The 22,294-nt window shown below is 62.3% G+C and carries 20 protein-coding genes and 2 pseudogenes; 8 read left to right on the plus strand and 14 right to left on the minus strand.

The window, feature by feature from the left end:
• Positions 1-195: 195 nt before the first annotated feature.
• Positions 196-1,095: a LysR family transcriptional regulator gene (locus B2U07_RS03980; RefSeq protein ID WP_296276275.1), complete on the minus strand. Its 900-nt coding sequence runs from the start codon at positions 1,093-1,095 to the stop codon at positions 196-198.
• Between the two features lie 149 nt (positions 1,096-1,244).
• On the opposite strand from B2U07_RS03980, the gene B2U07_RS03985 reads away from it, so the two are divergent.
• The 5 genes from B2U07_RS03985 to B2U07_RS04005 all read left to right on the plus strand — a co-directional run bounded on the left by B2U07_RS03985 (position 1,245) and on the right by B2U07_RS04005 (position 5,812).
• Positions 1,245-2,261 (plus strand): alpha/beta hydrolase, encoded by a 1,017-nt coding sequence (locus tag B2U07_RS03985; RefSeq protein ID WP_275544622.1) that lies wholly within the window; start codon positions 1,245-1,247, stop codon positions 2,259-2,261.
• Between the two features lie 234 nt (positions 2,262-2,495).
• Complete coding sequence (locus B2U07_RS03990; RefSeq protein WP_275544621.1) at positions 2,496-3,041, plus strand: hypothetical protein; 546 nt, start codon at positions 2,496-2,498, stop codon at positions 3,039-3,041.
• Between the two features lie 183 nt (positions 3,042-3,224).
• On the plus strand, positions 3,225-3,599 hold the full coding sequence (locus tag B2U07_RS03995) for an NUDIX hydrolase (protein ID WP_197855894.1): 375 nt from the start codon (positions 3,225-3,227) through the stop codon (positions 3,597-3,599).
• A 431-nt stretch (positions 3,600-4,030) separates the two neighbouring features.
• Positions 4,031-5,014, plus strand: a complete 984-nt coding sequence (locus B2U07_RS04000; RefSeq protein ID WP_275544620.1) for an SDR family oxidoreductase — start codon at positions 4,031-4,033, stop codon at positions 5,012-5,014.
• Positions 5,015-5,251: 237 nt separating this feature from the next.
• Positions 5,252-5,812 (plus strand): type 1 glutamine amidotransferase domain-containing protein, encoded by a 561-nt coding sequence (locus B2U07_RS04005; protein ID WP_197855896.1) that lies wholly within the window; start codon positions 5,252-5,254, stop codon positions 5,810-5,812.
• A gap of 111 nt (positions 5,813-5,923) precedes the next feature.
• On the opposite strand, the pseudogene B2U07_RS22925 reads toward B2U07_RS04005, so the two are convergent.
• Positions 5,924-6,490 (minus strand): annotated as a pseudogene (locus B2U07_RS22925) (PAS domain-containing protein); the annotation flags it as partial.
• 405 nt (positions 6,491-6,895) lie between these two features.
• Here B2U07_RS22925 and B2U07_RS04020 point away from each other — a divergent pair.
• Complete coding sequence (locus B2U07_RS04020) at positions 6,896-8,971, plus strand: TonB-dependent receptor (protein ID WP_275544618.1); 2,076 nt, start codon at positions 6,896-6,898, stop codon at positions 8,969-8,971.
• 89 nt (positions 8,972-9,060) lie between these two features.
• Here the strand turns inward: B2U07_RS04020 and B2U07_RS04025 are convergent, their stop codons facing one another.
• A complete protein-coding gene (locus B2U07_RS04025; protein WP_275544617.1) occupies positions 9,061-10,200 on the minus strand; it encodes a DUF1624 domain-containing protein in 1,140 nt (379 codons plus the stop codon).
• A gap of 170 nt (positions 10,201-10,370) precedes the next feature.
• Here B2U07_RS04025 and B2U07_RS04030 point away from each other — a divergent pair, with 170 nt between their 5' ends.
• Complete coding sequence (locus B2U07_RS04030) at positions 10,371-12,140, plus strand: S8/S53 family peptidase (protein ID WP_275545324.1); 1,770 nt, start codon at positions 10,371-10,373, stop codon at positions 12,138-12,140.
• A 12-nt stretch (positions 12,141-12,152) separates the two neighbouring features.
• Here the strand turns inward: B2U07_RS04030 and B2U07_RS04035 are convergent, their stop codons facing one another.
• From B2U07_RS04035 to B2U07_RS04060, 6 genes and pseudogenes are all read right to left on the minus strand, one after another.
• Complete coding sequence (locus tag B2U07_RS04035) at positions 12,153-12,683, minus strand: GNAT family N-acetyltransferase (RefSeq protein ID WP_275544616.1); 531 nt, start codon at positions 12,681-12,683, stop codon at positions 12,153-12,155.
• 58 nt (positions 12,684-12,741) lie between these two features.
• Complete coding sequence (locus tag B2U07_RS04040) at positions 12,742-13,311, minus strand: DUF1285 domain-containing protein (protein ID WP_275544615.1); 570 nt, start codon at positions 13,309-13,311, stop codon at positions 12,742-12,744.
• Positions 13,312-13,415: 104 nt separating this feature from the next.
• On the minus strand, positions 13,416-14,018 hold the full coding sequence (locus tag B2U07_RS04045) for a DUF4823 domain-containing protein (RefSeq protein ID WP_197855901.1): 603 nt from the start codon (positions 14,016-14,018) through the stop codon (positions 13,416-13,418).
• A gap of 73 nt (positions 14,019-14,091) precedes the next feature.
• A pseudogene (locus B2U07_RS04050) lies at positions 14,092-14,983 on the minus strand (radical SAM protein).
• A gap of 75 nt (positions 14,984-15,058) precedes the next feature.
• The gene (locus tag B2U07_RS04055; RefSeq protein ID WP_275544614.1) at positions 15,059-16,027 is read right to left on the minus strand and encodes a GTP 3',8-cyclase MoaA; all 969 of its coding nucleotides are present in this window, start codon (positions 16,025-16,027) and stop codon (positions 15,059-15,061) included.
• Positions 16,028-16,159: 132 nt separating this feature from the next.
• Entirely contained in the window at positions 16,160-16,780 is a 621-nt protein-coding gene (locus B2U07_RS04060; protein WP_197855904.1) for a TetR/AcrR family transcriptional regulator, read from the minus strand.
• 75 nt (positions 16,781-16,855) lie between these two features.
• On the opposite strand from B2U07_RS04060, the gene B2U07_RS04065 reads away from it, so the two are divergent.
• Positions 16,856-17,989: an aminotransferase class V-fold PLP-dependent enzyme gene (locus tag B2U07_RS04065; protein WP_275544612.1), complete on the plus strand. Its 1,134-nt coding sequence runs from the start codon at positions 16,856-16,858 to the stop codon at positions 17,987-17,989.
• A 248-nt stretch (positions 17,990-18,237) separates the two neighbouring features.
• Here the strand turns inward: B2U07_RS04065 and B2U07_RS04070 are convergent, their stop codons facing one another.
• From B2U07_RS04070 to mltG, 5 genes are all read right to left on the minus strand, one after another.
• Entirely contained in the window at positions 18,238-19,020 is a 783-nt protein-coding gene (locus tag B2U07_RS04070; protein ID WP_296275955.1) for a TatD family hydrolase, read from the minus strand.
• A 108-nt stretch (positions 19,021-19,128) separates the two neighbouring features.
• Positions 19,129-19,485, minus strand: coding sequence for a PilZ domain-containing protein (locus B2U07_RS04075; RefSeq protein WP_003245164.1), 357 nt, complete (start codon positions 19,483-19,485; stop codon positions 19,129-19,131).
• A 125-nt stretch (positions 19,486-19,610) separates the two neighbouring features.
• A complete protein-coding gene (locus B2U07_RS04080; RefSeq protein WP_275544610.1) occupies positions 19,611-20,603 on the minus strand; it encodes a DNA polymerase III subunit delta' in 993 nt (330 codons plus the stop codon).
• Positions 20,596-21,228, minus strand: a complete 633-nt coding sequence (gene tmk, locus B2U07_RS04085) for a dTMP kinase (protein ID WP_275544609.1) — start codon at positions 21,226-21,228, stop codon at positions 20,596-20,598. Before tmk ends, B2U07_RS04080 begins: the two co-directional genes overlap by 8 nt.
• Positions 21,229-21,237: 9 nt before the next feature.
• Complete coding sequence (gene mltG / locus B2U07_RS04090; RefSeq protein ID WP_275544608.1) at positions 21,238-22,293, minus strand: endolytic transglycosylase MltG; 1,056 nt, start codon at positions 22,291-22,293, stop codon at positions 21,238-21,240.
• Position 22,294 lies beyond the last annotated feature (1 nt).

Here is a 22,294-nt window from a genome sequence, read left to right on the forward strand (position 1 = left end):
AAAATTGCCTCTAGCGTTCCATTTTGTGAACGATCAACAAGAACCCAGCTGCAATGACTTCACCCAAGTGATGGGGCGAGGCGGTTTCATCGCGGCGGCGCGCTGAATAAATCCTGCCAGGGCTCGGCCCGTGCCCCACTACTACGCATGGGCTTGCACCATGGGTGCTCCGCCGCGGACCACCGTGAGCACTGCTTATGGCTGGGCCGCAAGGTCGCCCAGCTGCTGCGCGAGAAAATCCAGGAACGCCCGGGTTTTGAGCGGCACACGCCGTGCGGATGGGTACACCGCGTTGATGGAGATGGGGGGCGCCTGCCAGTCGCACATCACCGCGACCAAGCGATCTTCCCGAAGCGCTTTTTCCACGATGAATGTCGGCAGTAGGGCAATGCCCATCCCCGCTTCGGCAGCCTGGGCCAGCAGGTCACCGTTATTGGCATGCAAGGGCCCCGTTACCAGAACGCTCTGCGTCTCTCGACCATTGCTCAGCTGCAGGCTGACGCCGCCCTGCAGATAGCCGTAGTTCAAGCACTGGTGAGCGGCCAGGTCGCGCGGCACCTGGGGCGTGCCATGAGCTTCGAGATAATCCGCTGAGGCGACCAGCACGCGCGGTGCGGGAGCCAGGTGCCGGGCCACGAGCGACGAGTCCGCCAGACTGGCGATGCGGATAGTCACGTCGAAGCCGCCCTTCACCGGATCGACCTGTTCATCACTGAACACCAATTGCAGTTCCACTTTCGGATGCAGCTGGTGGAACTTGGGAATCAATGGTCCCAGCCGGCATAAACCGAACGACATGGGCGCGTTGATCCTCAATACGCCCTGGATTTCAGCCATTCCGCTACGCGCCCGCTGCTCGGCTTCGTCCAGCGAGGCGAGCAACTCGCGGCATGCCTCGTAGTAATCACTGCCGGCTTCGGTCAGGTGCAGGCTGCGGGTGGTACGTAGCAATAATTGCACACCGAGGCTTTCCTCAAGCTCCTGGATCTGCTTGCTGACTTTCGAACGCGGCACCGCCAGCACTCGCGCGGCGGCGGCAAAGCCATTGGCATTGACCGTGGCAACAAAGGTGCGCATGCACTCTATACGATCCAATACTGTCCCCAATTTGGAATCAATGAATCCCTATTCTAGGTAATTGTCCCCGCTCAAGGCCATATCTAAAGTAGCGTCCATACCGCCGATACGGACCGAAAGCCAGGCGGCAACTTTGCACTTCCAACTAAAAACATAAGGATCTTGCTATGAACGCCTTGAAAAACACCCTCACCGCCCTGGCACTCGCCGTTTCCGTTGGCGGCGCGTACGCTGCCGAACCGGTCGCAGAGCACCGCACTCAGAATTTCCTGAATGCGCTGAACAGTGGCGGCGGCAAGCCAATCGAGCAGATGAGCCCCAGCGAGGCGCGCGCCGTTCTGACCGGCGCACAGGCGTCGGTCAAGGTAGACCTGTCCGGGACCGAGGTCAGCGAGCGCACCATCACTGCCGACGGCCAGACGATCAAACTGACCATCGTGCGCCCGGAAAAACAGGCCGGCGATCTGCCTGTCTTCATGTACTTCCACGGCGGTGGCTGGGTACTGGGTGACTACCCGACCCATGCGCGCCTGATTCGTGACCTGGTAGTTGGCTCGGGCGCAGTGGCGGTTTACGTCGACTACACGCCGTCGCCAGAAGCGCAGTACCCGACGGCCATCAACCAGGCCTACGCAGCGACTCGCTGGGTCGCGGAAAACGGCAAGAGCATCGGTGTCGATGGCAGCCGCCTGGCAGTTGCAGGCAACAGCGTGGGCGGCAACATGGCCGCGGTGGTCAGCCTGATGGCCAAGGAGCGCAAAGCTCCCGCGCTGCGCTTCCAACTGCTGCTGTGGCCGGTGACGGACGCCAACTTCGAGACGGCCTCGTATCGCCAGTACAGTGAGGGACACTTCCTCACCACGGGCATGATGAAGTGGTTCTGGGATAACTACACCACCGATCCCAAGCAACGCGCCGACATCCATGCCTCACCGCTGCGTGCGACCGCCGAACAGTTGAAAGGTCTGCCACCCGCCCTGATTCAGACCGCCGGCCTCGACGTGCTGCGCGACGAAGGCGAAGCCTATGCGCAAAAGCTGGATGCGGCAGGCGTCGATGTAACCGCCGTACGCTACAACGGCATGATTCATGACTACGGGCTGCTCAACCCCTTGCACGACATACCCGAGGTCAAGGCGGCGATGCGCCAGGCTGCCGGCGAATTGAAAGCTCACCTGAACTGACGGGCCGGCAACGTCCCCATCAGCGGCCTCGCCCGCTGATGGGGAGCGACGCAGTATCGACACCGCCAACCCGGCATCGCCTGGGTTGGCGTTTTTTTGCACATTTGACCTCCCCCCAGTCGACCTCCCGCTCGACAAAAACACTGAATGACTGCAGCCCCCGCAGTCTAACGTCCAGTTGCCCAGCTATATCTCGCCACGCGGCGAAGCCCAACCGACAATCGAGCCATGTCGATGAAAACCTCAAGAATCATTACCTCCGACACCCATGACACGCAGCGTGAGAAACAGGCGGAATTGCTGATTTTCGGCACGCCAAAGGAGCGGCTCGATTTCTATCGGCGGGAGATTCAGTACGAAACCAGCCTGCTCGCCGGGCGCACCAATTCCTATCTGACGGCGCAGTCGTTTCTGGTGATCGCCTACGCCTCGTCCATGGCCAACCTGAACGAGAACTGGGGTGCGGTGTTCACCCTGGTGGTTCCGGCACTGTTCACCTTGCTGGGCATCATCAGCTCACTGCACGCCTGGCCGGGAATCAGGGCCTCCGCGACGATCATCGAGCACTGGCACTACAAGCAGGAGCAGTTGCTGCGCAGCGAGCCCGAGTTCGGCCATGCCTATGACGACTCACCACTGTTCAGCGAACAGGAGGCAAGCCGGGAGAGCACCTACAAGTCATTGCTGTTCTTTCTGCGCTCGCCCTGGCTGTTCATCGTTTTCTGGAGTGTGCTGGGTGCCTTCTCCCTCTGGCTGCAGTTGCCCTCGGCGAATCTTTGAGCGGCTCTTCGCTGCCGCCAATGCAGGGTGAAAATAGACTGAACATAAGCGGCGGTATTTTCTCCATTGTTTAACCAGGCAGCCCGGGAAGGCTGCCTCAACACGATTCACCCGACTCGCCCTTCGCTGCTCGCGGGACGACGTGACGTGTGCAGTCACGCAGACAATTTTCGAGAATCACCGATGGGTAAAGCTAACAAGGTACGCGCTACTGTCATTTGCCGACGTGGCGACAAGTTTCTGTTGGTGCGCAAGGCCGAGGCGAAGTGGAACCTGCCCGGTGGCAGGATCGAAGCAAACGAGAGCGCCGACGCCGCCGCGCTGCGCGAACTCGACGAGGAAACCGGGCTGTCCTTCGCCAGCCTCAACTACCTGGCAAGCCATGAGTTTGGCGCGGGCATCCATCACGTCTTTCATCAATCGGTCACCGACACGCAGACGCCACGACCGCAGAACGAGATAGCGGATTGCGGCTGGTTCGCCCTGGAAGAGCTGGGCGAAATGCCGGTCAAGCGTCCGAGCAAGAAGCTGCTACGCCGCTATTGCCAAGCGGGCTGAGCCACTGCGAGCGTGCTGGGTGAAGGCCCTGTCGAGGCATCCGAGAACGGCCACAAGACGGGCCAGCGCCGCTGCCTTCATCGGAACCGGCAGGATCTTCGAGGAAACCGGCATGAACCCGACTACTCGGGGCAAGCCAACTCGCATCAACCGCACTGATCGGGGGGGCGGGAAGTGAGCGTCTGCTGTTGGCCGTACCGGTGGCATCAGCGGTCAGCCGTCAAACCAGCGATCAGGAAGTGGTCGAGCTGCTGAAAAAGGCTCGCGGGCAGTTCGGCCGCTCATGAGACACACGCTGAGCGGTAAAACAGCATGAACTCCCTCTGATACGCGCCAGTCCCCTTCTTAGGGGCGACGACATTGCCACAGGACAGATGAAACGCTTAGGCAACAGTCGCCATAAATCGTCCGATTCACGGCAGGAGAGAACGATGACTAAAGCTCGATTGAATAACGCGCTGGTGGTGATCACAGGCGCGTCGAGCGGCATTGGCCGCTGCGCCGCCCATGAGTTCGCCCGACATGGGGCGCGCCTGGTGCTTGCCGCACGCGACGACGAGGCGCTGGCTTGCGTTGTCGATGAATGCCAGCGACTCGGGGCACGCGCCTTGGCCGTGCCCACCGACGTCACCCGCAACGAGGCGATGGAGAACCTGGCCGAACAAGCCGCGGCTTTCGGCAATGGACGCATCGACATCTGGGTGAACAACGCAGGCGTTGGTGCGGTGGGCTGCTTCGAGGACACCCCGCTGGCCGCGCATGAGCAAGTGGTGCAGACCGACCTGCTCGGTTACCTGCGTGGCGCCTACGTGGTGATGCCTTATTTCAAGGCCCAGTCCTCGGGCGTGCTGATCAACACGCTGTCGCTCGGCAGCTGGGTCGCCCAGCCCTACGCAGCAGCCTACTCCGCTGCCAAGTATGGTCTGCGTGGTCTCACCGAGGCGCTGCGTGGCGAGTTGGTGCAATGGCCGGACATTCATGTCTGTGACATCTATCCGGCGGTAATGGACACGCCCGGTTTCCGTGACGGAGGCAACTTTACCGGCCATCAACTCAGCCCGCCGCCACCCCGCTACGATCCACGTCGTGTCGCCGAAGCCATGGTCGAGATGGCACTGGCGCCACGTGCAACCCGGACAGTCGGTAGCGCGGCCACCCTGCTGCGCCTCGGTCATTTTCTGCTACCTGGCTTCGCCCAGATTTCCGGCCTCGTGGTCGGCCGTGCGCTCAAGCGCGGGCAACCCACGCAACGCTCCACTGGCAACCTGTTCCAACCGCCATCAGGAGAACGGCGGATCGACGGCGGCTGGCGCACCCCAGCTGAGGGCGTAAGGCGGCCCGTCGTGCTGGTGGGTACGGCAGCTATCGTGCTGCTCGGCTGGGGCTTGCTACGTCTGCGTAACGGCTCGCGCTGACCGATCCGGATATTTCCTTAGCGGGGCGACTGGCAATCTCGTGCCGCGTTCTCACGCGGCGCGGGTCATGGCACAAGGCGCCACCGGGTCATTCGTGCATGCCTGTCCGCGCAGGCTCGCCATCGAGCAATCAGTTCGAACTTCTGCTGCTAACGCCTTTCAATCCTGATACATGCCGCGTTGACCAACGCGACCACTCACTGCGCCGTATGCGGCGCATCAGCGGAGGTATCGATCATGAGTTCGAATCTGCAAGGCAAGAAGGTACTGTTCATCACCGCCAACACGGGCATCGAGCGCGACGAGTTGCTCAAACCAATGCAGGCACTGAAGGATCAGGGCGCGAGCGTCACCCATGCCAGCGTCAAGGGTGGCGAGGCCGAGACCTGGCTGAAGGACAGCGAGAAGGACGTCAGCGTGCAGTCCGACACTCAGCTCAAGGGGCTGAGCGCCACGGAGTACGACCTGCTGGTAATTCCTGGCGGTACGGTGAATGCCGACACCCTGCGCCAGGACGAAGACGCGCAGCGCCTGGTGCAGGAGTTTCGCGATGCCGGCAAGACGGTCGCGGCGATCTGCCACGGCCCCTGGCTGCTGATCGATGCCGGCGTGGTGCCGGGCAAGGTGATGACGTCGTATTCCAGCGTGCGCCTGGACCTGGCCAACGCCGGCGCCAGCTGGGTGGACGCCGAAGTGCAGGTATGTCCGGGGCAGAACTGGACGCTGATCACCTCTCGCAACCCGGACGACATTCCCGCGTTCAACGATGCGATCAGCCACGCACTGCGGGCCGCCTGAGCGAACCTGCAATCAATGTTGCTGGATGCGATTTCGCCCGCCGCGCTTGGCGCAGTAAAGGGCGATATCGCTGCGCGACAAGGCGGCCCTGACGCTGGCATCGCCGGCATTGAGCGTTGAGATGCCGACGCTGACGTAGGTGAAGGTCGACTCGCCGTCCGCTTGCCTGCGCAACTGGAAGACCATGCCGGGAATTTCGTTGGTCAAATCGGTCATCACCGCCGCCGTTTGCTGCACCTGCTCGGACAGCCGGCGCATGGCGGTGATGTCGATGGTGGTGCCGATCATCCGTAGCGGCTTGCCATGCTCGTCGCGCTCGACCACCTTGCCGCGGCTGCACACCCATTTGTACTGGCCATCGCGGCAACGCAGGCGGTACTCGACTTCATAGGTCGTGCTGCGCTGATCCCGATGCGCCTGAATAGTGGCACGAACCTAGTCGAGGTCGGCCGGGTGCACGCGGGTGTAACTCTCTTCGATGCGATTGCCGACTTCATGCTCGGCATAACCGAGCAATGCCTTCCAGCTGCTGGAGTAGTGAATCTCCCCAATGGCGACGTTGCGGTCCCAGATACCGGCGCCACTGCCGGCGATGGCCAGCGCAATGCGCCGCGCACCTTCAACGACGCAGGTGAGCACGGCGACCACGCCGAAGAGCCGGCCAAGCAGGCGCACCAAACGGTCCAGACGCTCATCGCTGGCACTGCCAGGCACGCTGATCGAATCCAGGGACTGTATGGTGATCTTGCCTGGGGAAAGATGCGAAAGACGCTTGATGTTGATACGCCATTAGCAGGCTGGCGTCTAATCGTTCCTGGCACCGCAGCCAGTGTTGACGGGCCTTTGCACAGGCTGCAAGGCCACCAACCGCTCTAGACAGGGCGCTCATGGGCACCAATCCGCTGTCTTCGGGCTGACCGAACAGCACAAAATTGTTATGATATAACGTCTTTATCGAATACCTGGATTTTCAGCACGCCGGTCACAACCGCACAGCTCGCTATGGACCGCCACCAATCCGAGCTGTTGCAGGCCTACGCAACGACCTCCCAATACATAGAAAACGCAACGCTAGGAATACCCATGAAAGCCACTTCGGCCTCACTCGCCGTCATGACCGCATTGGTCACGTCTCAGCTTCACGCAGCCTCATCCGGCAACTCCACCGTTTCGCTCGGCGAGGTCTATGTCACGCCCGAGGCCAGCAGCACGCTGCGCACTGACAGCATTCTGACCTCGGTCGACATCATGGGCAGCGACATGATCGAGGACAAGAACGTGATGAACAGCTGGCAATTGCTGGGACAGATGCCCGGCATCCAGCTCACCGAAACCGGCATGGGTGCCGAGTCCGGCAAGGCCACCTTCCGTGCCTTCAACGGCGAGGGTTATATCAACGGCATCAAGGTGCTGATCGACGGTATTCCGAGCAACGTCAACAGCGGCAACCAGCGCTTCGTCGACATGATCTTTCCGCTGGACATCGACTACATCGAGGTGGTCCGCGGCACCAACGATCCGCGCTACGGCCTGCATAACATCGGCGGCAACATCAACTACGCAACCCGCCAAGGCGGCAACTATGCCGATAGCCGCCTGACCTACGGCAGCTTCAATACCCGTGAGATGCAGTTGGCGATCGGCCATGAAGAAGGCAATTTCGCGCAGAACTACTTGCTGGCCAAACAGGACTCCGACGGTTTCCGTGACCATAGCAACTCCAACAAATACTCACTGGGCGGCAAGTGGTTCCTCAGCAATGACGAACAGACCTTGCGCGTCGGCGCAATCGCCCGCCTGTACCATCACCAGGCGGACGAAGGCGGCTTCTTGACCCGTGAAGAGTTGCGCGCCAGCCGTACCGATTCGCCGGCCAAGAATGGCAACGACCGCAGTGACCGCGACATGAAGCACCTGAGCCTGCACATGGACTGGCAGCTCAACGACGACCTGAACCTGAGCAACAAGCTGTACTACAACAGCTACAACGATGACCGCTCAATCACCTTCACCAGCTACGAACCCGGCAACGGGCCGCGTCAGCGCCGCTTCTGGGACGAACAGCAGCGCGGCATGCTGAGCAATCTGACCTGGCGAGCCAACGATCTCCTGACCCTCGATGGCGGCATCAACTATGAAGAACAGCACAACGCCTACGAGCGTCGGCGCTTTACATTCAGCGTTCCCACTGATTTCGATGTCGCCCCGGCGCGCATTCAGAACAACGATCACTACACCCTGCGCAACCTGGGCGGGTATGTTCAAGCCGTCATCCAACCCACCGAGTCACTGAAGATCATCCCCGCCATACGCGTGGACAAATTCACCGGCAACACCAACATATCCAGTACCAACAACGGCGTCACGACGACCGGCAAAGGTCCGCTGCAGGACTATGGCTGGATCGAGCAGCCCAAGCTCAGCGTGGTCTACAGCGTCAATGACGATATCGATGTCTACGCCAACTGGGGCCGCACTTTCCAGATACTGACCGGTAACGCCAACCCGGGCTACCTCGTCAATGGAGCAGGCAGCTACGACCCGTCGATCAACACCGGCAAGGAAGTGGGGATGAAATTCCGGCCCTTCGCTGGCACCGAAACCCGTATTGCCGTGTGGCAGCAGGATGCCACCGATGAAGTCGCGAACATGCCGGCCATCGACGCCACCGTGGGCCTGGGAGAAACCCGTCGTCGCGGCATCGACATGCAGTTCACCTCTCAACTGAACCAGCAATGGACGGTATGGGGCTCCCACGCCATCCAGGAAGCCAAGGTCGTCAAAGGCCTCGATGGCGACAACAACTCGCTCAAAGGCAAGGAGGTGTTCTCCACCCCGCGCTACATCAGCAACCTGGGGCTGGATTATCGCTACAACGATGACTGGCGCTTCGGCCTGCAGGCCCGCGCCCAGGGCGACTACTACATCGAAGAGAAGAACGAAGCCGGCAAATACGGCGGCTTCGCGGTATTGGATGCCAGTGTCAGCTACCAGTTGAGCGCCTCTACCAGCGTCGATCTGCAGGTCAAGAACCTGACTGACCGCGAATACGAATACGTCTGGTACGACAACGTCTGGTGGGGCCCAGGCCAGGAACAGCCCATGTACTCCCCGGCACCCGGCCGCTCGGCCTACCTGTCGATGAACATAAAGCTGTAATACCGGATTACTCGGCCGCGTAAACCCAACGGGCTCTACGCGCAAAGGAAACGGCCAGGGTTTGACCCTGGCCTTTTTTCATCTGCTGATCAGAAGTACTTCAACCAGCGAATGTCCCGCCGCCGCGCCTTGAGCCTCGCGAACCATTGGGTTGGCGGGAACAGCAACATGGCCAGCACCACTGTCGCGGCCCAGACCCAGGCCATCGAGGCGAAGCCGAAGTAATGCCCCTGGTTTGCACCCCAGACGGCGAACGCGGCGATGTAGAGGAGCTTCAGTACATACAGGTGCAATAGATAAAAGAACATCGGCGCACTGCCGAATACCGCCAGCACGCGTACCACGCGCCCCTCGTTGCGGCGCTCGAAGGCAGCCAGCAGTAGCAGGCCAATACCCAGCGTCAGCGCCAGGAACAGCAGCGACGGCGGGTATTTGGTGATGTTGAGCAGGCTCATCAACGTCTGCAGCCCGCTCTCCCCGACCGCCCAGGGTTTCTCGCCATAGCCGTTGACCAGGCGCAGCGCCACGAACAGCGCCAGCGCGCCGCAACCGCCCCATTGCAGCGCCCGCATGCGCTGCGTTGGCTCGCTCGCTCCGCGGAACCAGGGGCCGATCACATAGCCCAGGGCGATCACACCGATCCACGGCAGCAGCGGATAGGAGGTGCGCAGACGCAGGTTATCGGAGAGCTCGATCCAGCCGCGGTCATGCAGCACCGCCCAGGGGATATGCATGGCTGACTCCACGCCGAAGTGCAGCCCGTCGAGCAGGTTGTGCCCGGTCACCAGCAGCAGGCCCAGCACGGCCAGCAATGCGCGCGGCAGCCATAGCAGCAGGGACAGCGCCAGCATGCTCAGGCCGATGGCCCAGATCACCTGCAGGTAGATCACCGCAGGCGGAAATTGGAAGGTCCAGGCGAAGTTGACCAGGGTGAACTCCAGCACCACGAGAAACAGCCCGCGCTTGAACAGAAACGCACTGGTCGCCGCCCGGCTCATCTGTTTTTCCCCGAAGAGAAAGGCCGAAAGCCCGGTTAGCAGGATGAATACCGGCGCGCACAGATGGGCCAGGGTGCGGCTGAAGAACAGTGCCGGCTCGGTGGTGGTCACGTCCATCGGATCACCGACCTGCTGATGCAGGTAGAAGGTTTCGCGAACGTGATCGAGCAGCATGAAGAGGATGACCAAGCCGCGCAGGGCATCGATCGAAAGCAGACGATTGGAGGGCATGGAAGGCTTCGAGTAAGGCGTGAAGGAAACGTAATACTATAACCAATCGAGGCGGCGGTGACGCCACTGTCATGCGTGCTCACAATGACCGCAGCTCACACCCAAGCTGAACGAAGCCTGCCAAACAAAGTCGGAAAAGCACCACATCCGCCACGGAGGCCCATCCCATGTTGCCCACCCGCGCTCTGCTGTCAGCCTTGGTCATGGTCGTGATAAGCCCGCTTGCCGATGCGCAGGAGGCCTTGCGCATCCAGAGTCTGCAACGCTGTGGCGACCTGCTTGGCGGCGAGAAGCAGGAATGGTGCATGCAGGTACGCGGCCTTGGCGAAGCGATACCCGAGCTGCACCTCGGCGACGACACCCTGCCCGCCTCGGCGGTGCAGCGCAGTGGCGACAGTCTGCGCCTGCAGCTCGACAGCAACGAACATCGCAGCGCGCCGTTGTGGCTGGAAGACGGCTCGCGCGAGAGCAACCCGGTATGGCTGTCATTGCATCGCAGCCATGTGCTGGCCGCCGGCCCGGATGAAGTGGCGAAGAACATGGACGGCCTGACCACCTACGTCGATCTGGTCAGCCTGTTGATCGAGGAGAGCCACGACGGCCTCGATGAGGCCAAGCGTCTGGCGAAGAAATACGATGCCAAGGTGGTCGGTGCCATCCCACCGCTGAACGTCTACCAGCTGCGCCTGCCAGTGAAAGATCTTACCGAGCGCGATGCGCTGGTACTGCGTATCGGCAGCGAAACCAGCGTTGATGCGGTGGTCGTGGAGGAAAGCGCTCCCGAGCGCGGCGAAGAGAGCGAAGCCGCGCGCAAGCCGGCGCATAAACCGAAGAAGAATTCCGAGGAATGGGCCGCCAACCGTTTCATGGATGCGGTGAACTACTACCAGCGGCGCATTCCCGCGGGCGACTCGCCCATCGACGCCGAGCGCATCCGCGTGGGTGTGATCGAGCGTAACGTCGACTTCGACGCGCCTGATTTTGCCGACTACCTGGGCGCCTGCCCTGACGGCAAGTCACGCACATGCGTCTACGCGCGCGACGCCGACGAGCCGGACAACCATGGCAGTACCGTCGCCGGCATTCTCGCCGCGCATTGGGACAAGGGTGGCAACACCGGCTTCCTGCGCGGGATGGACAAGGCCAGCAACGGCTTCGATGTCATAGTCGAGCGCAATTCGGATGCCGGCATCACGGCCAATATCGCCGCGTCGGTCAATCTGGTGGAAGACGGCGTGCGCGTGCTCAACTGGAGCTGGGGTATTCACCGCGTCGGTACACGCAACGTCGAAGGCGACCAGATCGACTCGCTGGTGCGTTCGGGCATCGCCATGAGCGGCTACGAAGAGTTGCTCGAGGAATTCTTCCTGTGGCTGCGCGAAGAACACCCGGACGTGCTGGTGATCAACTCTGCCGGCAACGGCTCTTCCTATTCCGGCCGGGACGAGTACCGTCTGCCCTCCTCCTTCATCACCGAACAACTGCTGGTGGTCGGCGGGCACCAGCGCAGCAAGAAGGACGAGGTTGAAATCGACGACCCGAGCTACGTGGTCAAACGCAACTCGTCGAACGTCGACATGCGCGTCGACATCACCGCGGCTGCCTGTACCCAGGCTTCGACCCACGAAGTCGACGCCACCGGCGACGTGCATTGCGGCACGTCCTACGCAACGCCGCTGGTGACCGGCGTGGTCGCGGCCATGCTGTCGATCAACCCGGATCTGCAACCGGAACAGGTACGCATGCTGCTGAGGCGCAGCGCCATGACCATCGGCGGCGAGTACGACTTCGAACCGGTGGACGCCGAGGACCTGACCGCGCCCATCCTGCCGTCCGAGCGCAACTATCAGCTGAGCGACAAGGACGTCGGCCGCTCCGCACGGCTGGATATGCAAAAGGCGCTGGACCTGGCGGTACAGAGTCGCGACCGGGTGCGCTGACGAGCGTGCCGCTCACTCGCTGCAAACGCGCTCGTACAACTCGACCGGCTCGACCTTGCCCTGGCTGCCACACGCGCTGTGCCCCAGCCCCAGATGGCGAAATCCGGCCTTGAACAACACACGCCCGGACTGCGGATTGCGCGCCAGGTGGCTGGCGTGCAGACGACGCAAGTGCAACTGGCGGAAGGAAAACTCCACCAGCGCATTGCAGGCCTCGCTGGCGTAGCCACGGTTCCAGTACGGCACGCCGATCCAGTAGCCCACCTCGGCCTCGCCGCGGCCGATATCCTTCAGCGCAATGCTGCCGACCAATTGGCCGCTGCCGGACTCGGTGATGATGAAGTTGGCCGCAGCGCCACCGGCCCACTCCTGCATGCAGCGTTCGATCCACCGCTGCGCCAGTTCTGGCGGATAAGGGTGGGGAATGCTGCTGGTGACATCGGCGATACGGAAGTCGCCGGCCAGGCGCTGCACCTGATCGGCATCCTGCAGCTGCGGCGGGCGCAGCCGCAGCCGTTCGGTTTCAATGTATTGCTGGTCCATTTGCGTCTCCCTCGCTACCTCAGTTTGCGTCGCGCACACCGCGCCTGGACCAATCGACTCAGGCCGGAGACGGCCCGATGGGATAGAACTGCCCGCTGCCCCAAACGCCCAGCCAGGTTTCTCCGTCGATCTCGCGCTCTACCGCCAGCTCTACCAGTTGGTAGAACACGTTGCGGTGAATCAGCGCCTCGAGGTTACGCCGCACCAGAATGTAGGGCGAGGGTTCGAGTGTCGCAGGATCGATGTGCACACGGATCGGGTGCTCGGCGCCGGCCACGACTTCGTCCTCGACGTTGGTGGTGAAGCGCAGGACCTGCGCCTCGCCCTCGCCTTCCACCTGTAGGGTCACGGCCACGAAAGGGGCATCTTCGACCTGAATGCCGACCTTCTCTACCGGTGTGATCAGGAAGTAGTCGTCGCCGTCGCGGCGGATGATGGTGGAAAACAGCCGCACCATGGGTTTGCGGCCGATGGGCGTACCCAGGTAATACCAGGTGCCGTCGCGGGCGATACGCATGTCGATATCGCCACAAAAATCGGGATTCCACAGGTGTACGGGTGGCAGGCTCTTGCCTTCACCCTTGGGAATCTGCGCCAGCAGGTCACCTGCCTTGCCTGGATCGCTCATCGTCTTTCCTCGTCCGTAGTGTCGCGAACTGACGAGGATACACCGTGCCACCTGTCGCGGCTAAAGCCCCTCCCACAAGTTCGGCGCGCCGATTGCCCCTATTCTTAGCGCCCAACGCCCATCAGGCTGCGCGCATAGTCATGCAGCGGCGGGCCGATCAGGTCCTGGGGTTTGGCATCGTAAAACGTCAGGAATCCGCCACGGCTGCGAATGCGCGCCGTGTCTACCAGATAGCGGGTATTGGTCTCGATCAGCATCAACTGGATCGAGGCGCGGTCGGTGCCGAGGCGATCCACTGCTTCCTGATCCTCCCACTCCTCCATCGTGCCGATGCGGTCATCGCTGTAGGCGAAACGCGCGTACAGCAGGTAGTGCGCGCCGGCACTACGCGCTTCAGCCATGGCTTCATCCAGGCCTGCAGGTTGACGTGCCCGGCGCACCAACGGGAAGTATTCGACGAAGCCCTTGAAAGCTTCCTCGGCCACCACGTTGGGCCGCGGATAACCGTGGCCAGGCGGCACGAAATGACCCTGGGCGATGTAGATGAACGAGTCCTGCTGCAGGCGCCGCGACGCCATGCGCTCGGTGCGGCCGTGGTCGAGAAAACCGGCATCACGCAGGTGGTACTCGGCGCCACTGGCCAGATCGCTGACCTTCATGCAGCCAGCCAGCCCCAGCAGCGCCACCAGTAGAAGCAGGTTACGCATGAATCAATCCTCCTCGTGCCGGCGACGGAAAACCGGCGAATGAGGCGTAGATGCAGATTTTGCGCCAGCCTTGTTAAAGCCCGCGCTGCCACTCCTGACGCAGGTTCGCCTGCTGCGGTCGCTCGATGGCGCTGCGCACCTGGGCCAAAAGACGTTCCTTATCGCGCCCCAGGTTGCCCTTGAGCACCAGATAGTTGGAGGCATGGTCGCTGCGAAACACCGTCTGTTGCAGATCGAGCCCCTGCAGCAGGCGCTCGACTTCAGTGAACAGCTGCAACTGCGTCAGCGGCTGATAATCGGCGAACTGTTGGCGAAAACGCGCCTCGCCCATGGGGAAACTGACCACCAGTGTAGATAGATATTCCGGCTGGCCTCATTCATCAGTCGCGCCGAATTGTCCGCATGCTGAGCGCTAAGTGCCTGGCCCCCAAGCCCGTTGAGAATCATCACCGAACGGGTGATACCGGCCTGGCCGAGCTTTTCCAGGGCACTGAGGCTGGAGGCATAGGTTTCCCCCTTGCTGACCGCGCCAGCACCTCGTCATCGCCCGACTCGCAGCCGACATAGGCCATTTTCAAGCCGGCATCGGCCAGCTCCCTGAGCTCCTCCACTGATTTCTTGCGCAGATTGCGTGGCAGGCAGTAACTGGAAACTCGGCGGACCTCGGGCATGTGCTCGCGGATGGCTTGCAGGATGGCCAGCAAACGTCGAGTCGGCAGCACCAGGGCATCGCCATCGGCGAGAAACACCCGATTGACGATCAGTTGCTCGCCAGCACGACGAATCTCCTCCAGCACCTGCGCTTCTTCACGGGCACGGAATTTCTTCTGTGGGGCGGTGTACATCTCGCAGAAGGTGCACTGGTTCCAGGAGCAACCATTGGTGACCGGCAGAATCAGCGATTGGGCTTCGCTCGGCGGGCGAAACACCGGTTCGATGTAGTCGATGGGAAAACGGGCAGACATTCGCAGCACTCGCAAAGAGAAAGCCCGCACAGTCTATCCGGCCGTGGTGTGACTGCCGAGCCACACGGCGATGACTCAGCCGCCGATGATCTTCATCACCGTCACACCACCGGAGAATGCCAGGTCCTGCTTGTCGCCCAGTGCCTTGATCAGCAGACGCTGCAGCGCCGGCAAGGCCTGGTGGCGCGGCTTGTCCAGCAGGTCGCCGATGAAGTGGCGATTGCTCGACGACAGGCAACCATGCAGCCAACCGGTGGAGGACAGGCGCAGGCGCGAGCAGGTACGACAGAACGGCACGCTTTCATTGGCAATCACGCCGAAATGCCCGACACCCGGGATGGCGTAGCGCATCGCAGTGGCATCTACAGGGGCGCTGGCCTGTGCGTACTGGTGCCGAGTGCCGATCAATTCGAGCAGCTCCGGCAGACCGACGAACTGCTGGTTGAAGGCATTGGGTTCACGCGCCAGATGGCCCATGCGCATCAGCTCGATGAAGCGCAGCTCGAAGCCACGCTCCAGACAATAGTCCAGTAGTGGCAGCACCTGATCGAGATTCTGCCCGCGCAGCGGCACCATGTTGACCTTGATTTTCATCCCGGCTTCACGCGCCGCTTCCATCCCGGCCAGCACGGTGGCCAGGTCGCCACCACGGGCGATGCCGCGAAAAGCCTCGGCATCGAGGGTATCGAGGGAAACGTTCAAACGGCGGATACCGCATTCAACCAGCAGCGCCAGCTTACGTTCGAGCAACTGGCCGTTGGTGGTAAGGCTGATGTCATCGAGGCCGAGCTGGCTGACCTGATGCAGGAAAGGCTCCAGACGCGTACTGAGCAGCGGCTCGCCACCGGTGATGCGCAGGCGTTCGATGCCGGCCGCTTCGATCAGGTAGGCAACACCGCGTGCCATGGCGTCGGCGGAGAGCTCGTCCTGAGCGGCGACCAGGCGCTTGCCGTTCGGCACGCAGTAGGTGCAGGCGTAGTTGCAGGCGGCGGTCAGGCTGACGCGAAGGTTGCGAAAGCGTCTGCCCTGGCGATCAACGATCATGGCGTACTCCGTGATGGATGACCGGAGTATATCGCCGTAACCGGCCAGGACGCATGGACCATCGGCCAGCTGAATGAGCGGGGTCGCATTTGCCGCGGGTGGGTGTCGCCCCGGCAACGAACCCGCCGGGGGTCAGTCGCGCTTGCGCTTGTTGCCCATGCGCACGCCAATGTCCATGAGGAACTGGAAGAACCCTTCCTGATCCTCGAGCACATTGCTCCAGAACGGCGAGTGGTAAAGCGCCACGGCACCATGCACCAGCGCCCAGGCGGCGCAGTAATGGAAGTATGGCGGCACGTCTTCCAGCTTGCCTTCGGCGATACGGTCCTTGATCAGCTGGGTCAGGCGCTCGAAATTGGACGCACGGATCTTGTGCAGCTGCTCGACCATTTCCGGCACCTGGTTGCCCTTGACCACCTTCTCTTCCAGGCGGTCGAACAGGCGATAGCGCTGCGGATCGCGCATGCGGAATTCGAAGTAGGCACGCGACAGCGCTTCCTTGTCCCGGTCCACATCGGCCGAATGCAGCAGCTCGTTGAGATCGCGCTCGTAGTCGAGCATCAGGCGCAAATAGATTTCCGCCTTGGACTTGAAGTGCTTGTAGATGGTGCCTTTGCCGATACCGACCGCATCAGCGATCATTTCGACGGTGACGCTGTCTTCTCCTTGTTCGAGGAAGAGTTTCAGCGCGGTGTCGAGAATCTCTTGCTCGCGGCGACGGAATTCGCGGACCTTACGGGGTTCTTTCTGCATAAAGGGACTGCGGGGTCAAAAATCGAAGCCGACTATTATGCCCAAATGCGGCCAAATTGCACGGATCATCCGACCATGTACGTGTTTCATGATGAGTTTCCCCTGGAAAATGGACTGCGTTATCTGAACCACGCAGCGGTCGCTCCCTGGCCGAAACGCAGTGCTGAAGCGGTGCGGAGGTTCTCGGAAGCGAACATGACCAGCGGCGCACGTGACTATCCCGACTGGCTGAAACTGGAGCGTAGCCTACGTGAACGCCTGGTGCGCCTGATGAACGCACCGAGCACCGGCGATATCGCACTGGTCAAGAACACCTCCGAAGCGCTCTCCTTCGTGGCCTTCGGCCTGGACTGGCGGGCAGGTGACCAGGTGATCATCAGCGACGAGGAATTTCCCTCCAACCGCATCGTCTGGCTGGCGCTGGCAGCCCAGGGCGTGGAGGTGATCGAAGTCAGTCTCAAGGGTGATGACCCGGAAGCAGCCCTGCTCGCAGCCTTCACCCCGCGCACTCGCCTACTGTCGGTCAGCGCCGTGCAATTTGCCAGCGGCCTGCGCCTGGATCTGCCGCGCCTCGGTCGCAGCTGCCGCCAGCATGGCGTGTTGTACTGCATCGACGCCATCCAGCAGTTGGGCGCCCTGCCCTTCGACGTGCAGGCCTACAACTGCGACTTCGCGATGGCCGACGGTCACAAATGGATGCTCGGCCCGGAGGGGCTAGGGGTCTTCTATTGCCGCACGGCGGTGCGTGATCAGCTGCAGCTGCACGAGTACGGCTGGCACATGCTGGAGCATGCCGGCGACTACACGCGCCAGGACTGGCAACCGGCACGCAGTGCCCGGCGCTTCGAATGCGGCAGCCCGAACATGCTTGGCGCCTTCGCCCTGGAGGCGAGCCTGTCGTTGCTGGAGGAAGTCGGCATGGAAACCGTCGGCGCATTGCTGGCAGAACGGGTGCAGCGCCTGAACGACGGCATTCGTGGATTGCCCGGTGCGGTCATCCATAGCCCACTCGCGCCTGCGCGCCGCGCCGGCATCTTCAACTTCAGCCTGGCGGGCTGGGACAACGCGGCGTTGTACCAGCGCCTGCGCGATGAACAGGTGATCTGCGTGCAGCGTGGCCCGGGGGTGCGCCTGTCGCCGCATTTCTACACCAGCGAGCAGGTGATCGAAGAAACCTTGAGCCTCCTAACCCAGTTGGCAAGAGGGTGAGGACTCAGCAGCAGCCGCGGTATTCCAAATCTGTTTAAAAAACGTTCAATCCGGCCTGGACGCTGGCCACCGATGGCCAATACTGGAACTACTGGTGTGCGGCATCTCCCCCCAAGTGCCCCGCCAGCCAAGGTACCGTGGACCGCGTACCTTGATTTACTCCTAATGGTCTTGACCCGGATTCATCCCCCAGAATCCGGGTTTTTTTTGCCTGGCCTACGACCAGAAGCGCGAACCGTAACCCGGATTCAGGCGACGCTGGCCAACGGGAACAGGCGCTTGAAGTTGCTCGAGGTCTGCTCGGCCAGCGCCTCGTAACTGACGCCGCGCAGTACCGCCAGGTACTCGGCCACTTCGCGGACGTATTGCGGCAGGTTGGGCTTGCCGCGATGCGGCACGGGCGCCAGGTAAGGCGAGTCGGTTTCCACCAGCAGGCGGTCGGCCGGCACTTGGCGGGCAACCTCGCGCAGCGCCTCGGCGTTGCGGAAGGTGACGATGCCCGACAGTGAGATATAAAAACCGATATCCAGCGCCGCCTTGGCCATCTCCCAATCTTCCGTGAAGCAATGCAGCACACCGGCTTGCGGTAGCGCCGCCTCGCGCAGCAGCGCCAGGGTATCGGCGCGAGCCTCGCGGGTATGCACGATCACCGGCTTGCCGGTGATGCGTGCCGCTTCCAGATGCAGGCGGAAGGACGCCTGCTGCAGCGCAGCAGACTCCGGCTCGTAGTGGTAATCCAGGCCGGTTTCACCAATGGCGACCACCTTAGGATGCGCCAGCTCCCCCAGTAACCAGTCCAGCGCCGGCTCCGCGCCAGGCTCGAGATCCAGCGGATGCACGCCCACCGAGCAGTCGACATCGGCGTAGCGCTCAGCCAGGCCCTTGACCGTAGCAGCGTTGTCAGCGCTTACGCCGATGCACAGGAAGTGGCCAACGCCAGCGGTACGCGCTGCCTCCAAGGCAGCATCCAGCGAACCGCCATGGGCAGCGAGGTCGAGACGATCAAGGTGGCAATGGGAGTCGATCAGCACAGCGGGAGAACTCGGGCAAAAGGAAAGCCCGAATTGTAATCGAAAGCGGCAGGTGCCTGGTCGTGGGAGGGGCTTTAGCCGCGACGATTGGAGTTCGCGGCCAAAAAGTTACATCGTATGGGTCGGGCGGTCGGATTTCAGCGCGCCGGCCAGATAGGTCTCGATCTTGTTGCGCGCGGTGTTGTCACCGTCGTTGAACTGCACGCCAACACCGGCGGCGCGGTTGCCCTGGGCACCCTTTGGGGTGATCCACACTACCTTGCCGGCTACCGGAATCTTCTCCGGCTCGTCCATCAGGTTGAGCAGCATGAACACTTCGTCGCCGAGCTTGTAGCTCTTGTTGGTGGGAATGAACAGCCCGCCGTTCTTGATGAAAGGCATGTAGGCCGCGTACAGCACGGACTTGTCCTTGATGGTCAGGGACAGAATTCCGTTACGGGGCCCCAGATTGGGTGGCAGGCTCATCAGCACATTCCTGGCGTTTATTGCTTAATGCTTGATTCTAGGGCCTGTTCATACTCCGGCGCAAACCACCGGGTGGCGCGCAGCCAGCAGAATGTGACGCCCTGCCGAATCCGGTCAGCCGAGGTTCAGCTGCGCTGCTGCGCAGGCAGAGCAACCCATTGCCCCAGCAAGGTTTCCAGCAGCAGCACACGGTTGAGGTTGGCCTTGCCGATCACCTTCTGCCTTTGGCCAAGCAGCCATTCCTGAATTGCCAGCACCTTGGCCTGCGGCGTTTTGTCTGCCAGATACTGCACTACCTTGCGCATATCGGCCTGGCCCAGGCCCTCCTCGTCCCTGGTCAGCTGATAACGCAGAATCAGCTGCGCCCAATCGCAGAACCAGTCGAACAGCAGATTCAGCGGCAGTGCGTTCCAGCTTTCCGCCAACTGGCTCGGCGAAACCTGCTGCTTGAGCAGCTTCTTCACCCCCTCCACGGCCTGCGCACGCTGCTCGCGCACACCTTGCGCCTGCAGGCGCACGGCCGCCAGTGGCGAACCCGCCGCGAGTGTCAGCAGATCGCGGCGCTCATCGTCTCCCAGCTCAGGCAGCGCCTGGGCCAGCCAGGCCAGGCTCATCGCCTCGTTCGGCAATGGGCAGGCCTGCTGCACGCAGCGGCTCTTGATGGTCGGCAACAGGCGGCTGGGCTGGTGGCTGATAAGCAGCAGCACGGTATTGCCAGACGGCTCCTCCAGACTTTTCAGCAGCGCGTTGGCGGCATTGAGATTCATCGCCTCGGCCGGCTCCAGCAGCACCACCTTGCGTCCACCGAGCTGAGCGGTCTGCACCACGAAATCGACCAGCTCACGCACCTGATCGACCTTGATCGGCTTTTCTACCTCCTCGGGTTCGAGGACGAAATTGTCCGGATGGGTACCGGCGGCCAGCAAGTGACAGGATTTGCAGCTGCCGCAGGCGTCCAGGCCGCTCGGGCTCTGGCAGAGAAGATACGCCATCAGGCGCTCGGCCAGCGCGCGCTTACCGATCCCGGCCGGGCCATGCAGCAGGTAAGCATGGGCATGCTGGCTGCGGCCGGCCAGTTGCTGCCAGAGCGTTTGTTGCCAGGGATAGACCTCAGCCACGGCAGGCCTCCAACAGGCTCGGCAGCAAGGCGTCGATATCGGCCTGCACCTGCGCCAGGGCCTGTCCGGCGTCCAGCACGCGATAGCGCTGCGGCGCCTGCGCGGCGCGCTGCAGGTAGGCCTGGCGTACGGCCTCGAAGAAACCACGGCCTTCCTGCTCGAAGCGATCCAGACGCCCGCGAGCCGCGGCGCGCGCCAGACCGATCTCAACCGGCAGATCGAAAATCAGCGTCAGGTCGGGGCGCAGCTCGGCCTGGACGAACTGCTCCAGCTGCGCAATGCGCTCGATCGACAGTCCGCGCCCGCCACCCTGATAGGCATAGGTGGCGTCGGTGAAGCGGTCGCACAGCACCACGCTGCCCCTGGCCAAGGCCGGGCGAATGACCTGTTGCAGGTGCTGGGCACGGGCAGCGAATACCAGCAGCAGCTCGGTATCGGCCGCCATCGGTTCGTCGCTGGGTTCCAGCAGCAGCTCGCGAATCCGCTCGGCAAGCGGCGTGCCGCCGGGTTCGCGGGTCAACAGTACGTCGATGCCCCGCTCGCGCAGGCGCTCGGCCAGATACTCGCGATTGGTGCTTTTGCCAGCGCCTTCCGGGCCTTCCAGGGTAATAAACAGACCGGTCACGGATTGCCCTTATTCAGTTTCGGCCGCCGCGCGGGGCGCGGGGCTGGAGCGATAGTCGGCGCGACGCTTGAGCTGGTATTCGCGCACGGCGCGATTGTGCTCGGCCAGGGTGTTGGAGAACACGTGGCTGCCGTCGCCTCGCGCGACGAAATACAAGGTGGTGCCATCGAGCGGGTTGAGCGCGGCATTGATCGCCTCGCGGCCGACCATGGCGATCGGCGTCGGCGGCATGCCGTCGATGGTGTAGGTGTTATAGGGGGTAGGAGTGCGCAGGTCTGCACGGGTGATACGACCGTTATAGCGCTCGCCCATGCCGTAGATCACCGTAGGGTCGGTCTGCAGACGCATGCCCATGCGCAACCGACGGACGAACACGCCGGCGATCTCGCCGCGCTCTTCGGGCACACCGGTTTCCTTCTCGATCATCGAGGCCATGATCAGCGCGTCATAGGGCTCGCGGTAGGGCAAACCCTCGGCACGCTTCTGCCACTCTTCGGCCAGCACGGCTTCAAGGCGTGCATTGGCCTGCTTGAGCAGGTCTTCGTCGCTCATGCCGCGCACGTAGCGATAGGTATCGGGAAAGAAGCGCCCTTCGGGGTTCTGCCCGGCCAGGCCCAGACGCTCCATCAACTGGGCATCGCTAAGATCGGCCAGGCGCTGCTCCAGGCGCTCCTGACGCCCCAGGGCGGCACGCACCTGGCGGAAGTTCCAGCCTTCAACCAGGGTCAGGCTGTACTGCACCACTTCGCCGCGCTGCCACAGGCCGAGCATGTCCCGCGCGCTGTGCTCGGGCAGCAGGCGGTATTCGCCGCTGTGCATGGCCGGAGCACGCAGATTGAAACGCCAGTAAAGGCGCAGCCAGAGCGCGTTGTCGATCACACCCTCGGCTTCCAGACGGTTGAGCAGGCCGCTCGGGGTGGCGCCGGATGGCACCTCCAGGAGCATTTCTTCAGTCAGATGCAGAGGCTGTTCCAGCGCTCTGTGCTGCTGCCAGGCGGCACCGACAACCAGCAGCGCAGCCAGCAACACGCCGCACTCCAGCAGCACCAAGATCTTGCGTAGCACC

Source organism: Pseudomonas sp. UBA7530, from assembly GCF_002479365.1.
Lineage (GTDB): Bacteria > Pseudomonadota > Gammaproteobacteria > Pseudomonadales > Pseudomonadaceae > Aquipseudomonas.

What these genes read in the sequence shown, in the direction of transcription:
- B2U07_RS03985 (WP_275544622.1), top strand. Translation starts at nt 1,245, where the DNA reads ATGAACGCCTTGAAAAACACCCTCACCGCCCTGGCACTCGCCGTTTCC.
- B2U07_RS03990 (WP_275544621.1), top strand. Translation starts at nt 2,496, where the DNA reads ATGAAAACCTCAAGAATCATTACCTCCGACACCCATGACACGCAGCGT.
- B2U07_RS03995 (WP_197855894.1), top strand. Translation starts at nt 3,225, where the DNA reads ATGGGTAAAGCTAACAAGGTACGCGCTACTGTCATTTGCCGACGTGGC.
- B2U07_RS04000 (WP_275544620.1), top strand. Translation starts at nt 4,031, where the DNA reads ATGACTAAAGCTCGATTGAATAACGCGCTGGTGGTGATCACAGGCGCG.
- B2U07_RS04005 (WP_197855896.1), top strand. Translation starts at nt 5,252, where the DNA reads ATGAGTTCGAATCTGCAAGGCAAGAAGGTACTGTTCATCACCGCCAAC.
- B2U07_RS04020 (WP_275544618.1), top strand. Translation starts at nt 6,896, where the DNA reads ATGAAAGCCACTTCGGCCTCACTCGCCGTCATGACCGCATTGGTCACG.
- B2U07_RS04025 (WP_275544617.1), bottom strand. Translation starts at nt 10,200, where the DNA reads ATGCCCTCCAATCGTCTGCTTTCGATCGATGCCCTGCGCGGCTTGGTC.
- B2U07_RS04035 (WP_275544616.1), bottom strand. Translation starts at nt 12,683, where the DNA reads ATGGACCAGCAATACATTGAAACCGAACGGCTGCGGCTGCGCCCGCCG.
- B2U07_RS04040 (WP_275544615.1), bottom strand. Translation starts at nt 13,311, where the DNA reads ATGAGCGATCCAGGCAAGGCAGGTGACCTGCTGGCGCAGATTCCCAAG.
- B2U07_RS04045 (WP_197855901.1), bottom strand. Translation starts at nt 14,018, where the DNA reads ATGCGTAACCTGCTTCTACTGGTGGCGCTGCTGGGGCTGGCTGGCTGC.
- B2U07_RS04055 (WP_275544614.1), bottom strand. Translation starts at nt 16,027, where the DNA reads ATGATCGTTGATCGCCAGGGCAGACGCTTTCGCAACCTTCGCGTCAGC.
- B2U07_RS04060 (WP_197855904.1), bottom strand. Translation starts at nt 16,780, where the DNA reads ATGCAGAAAGAACCCCGTAAGGTCCGCGAATTCCGTCGCCGCGAGCAA.
- B2U07_RS04065 (WP_275544612.1), top strand. Translation starts at nt 16,856, where the DNA reads ATGTACGTGTTTCATGATGAGTTTCCCCTGGAAAATGGACTGCGTTAT.
- B2U07_RS04075 (WP_003245164.1), bottom strand. Translation starts at nt 19,485, where the DNA reads ATGAGCCTGCCACCCAATCTGGGGCCCCGTAACGGAATTCTGTCCCTG.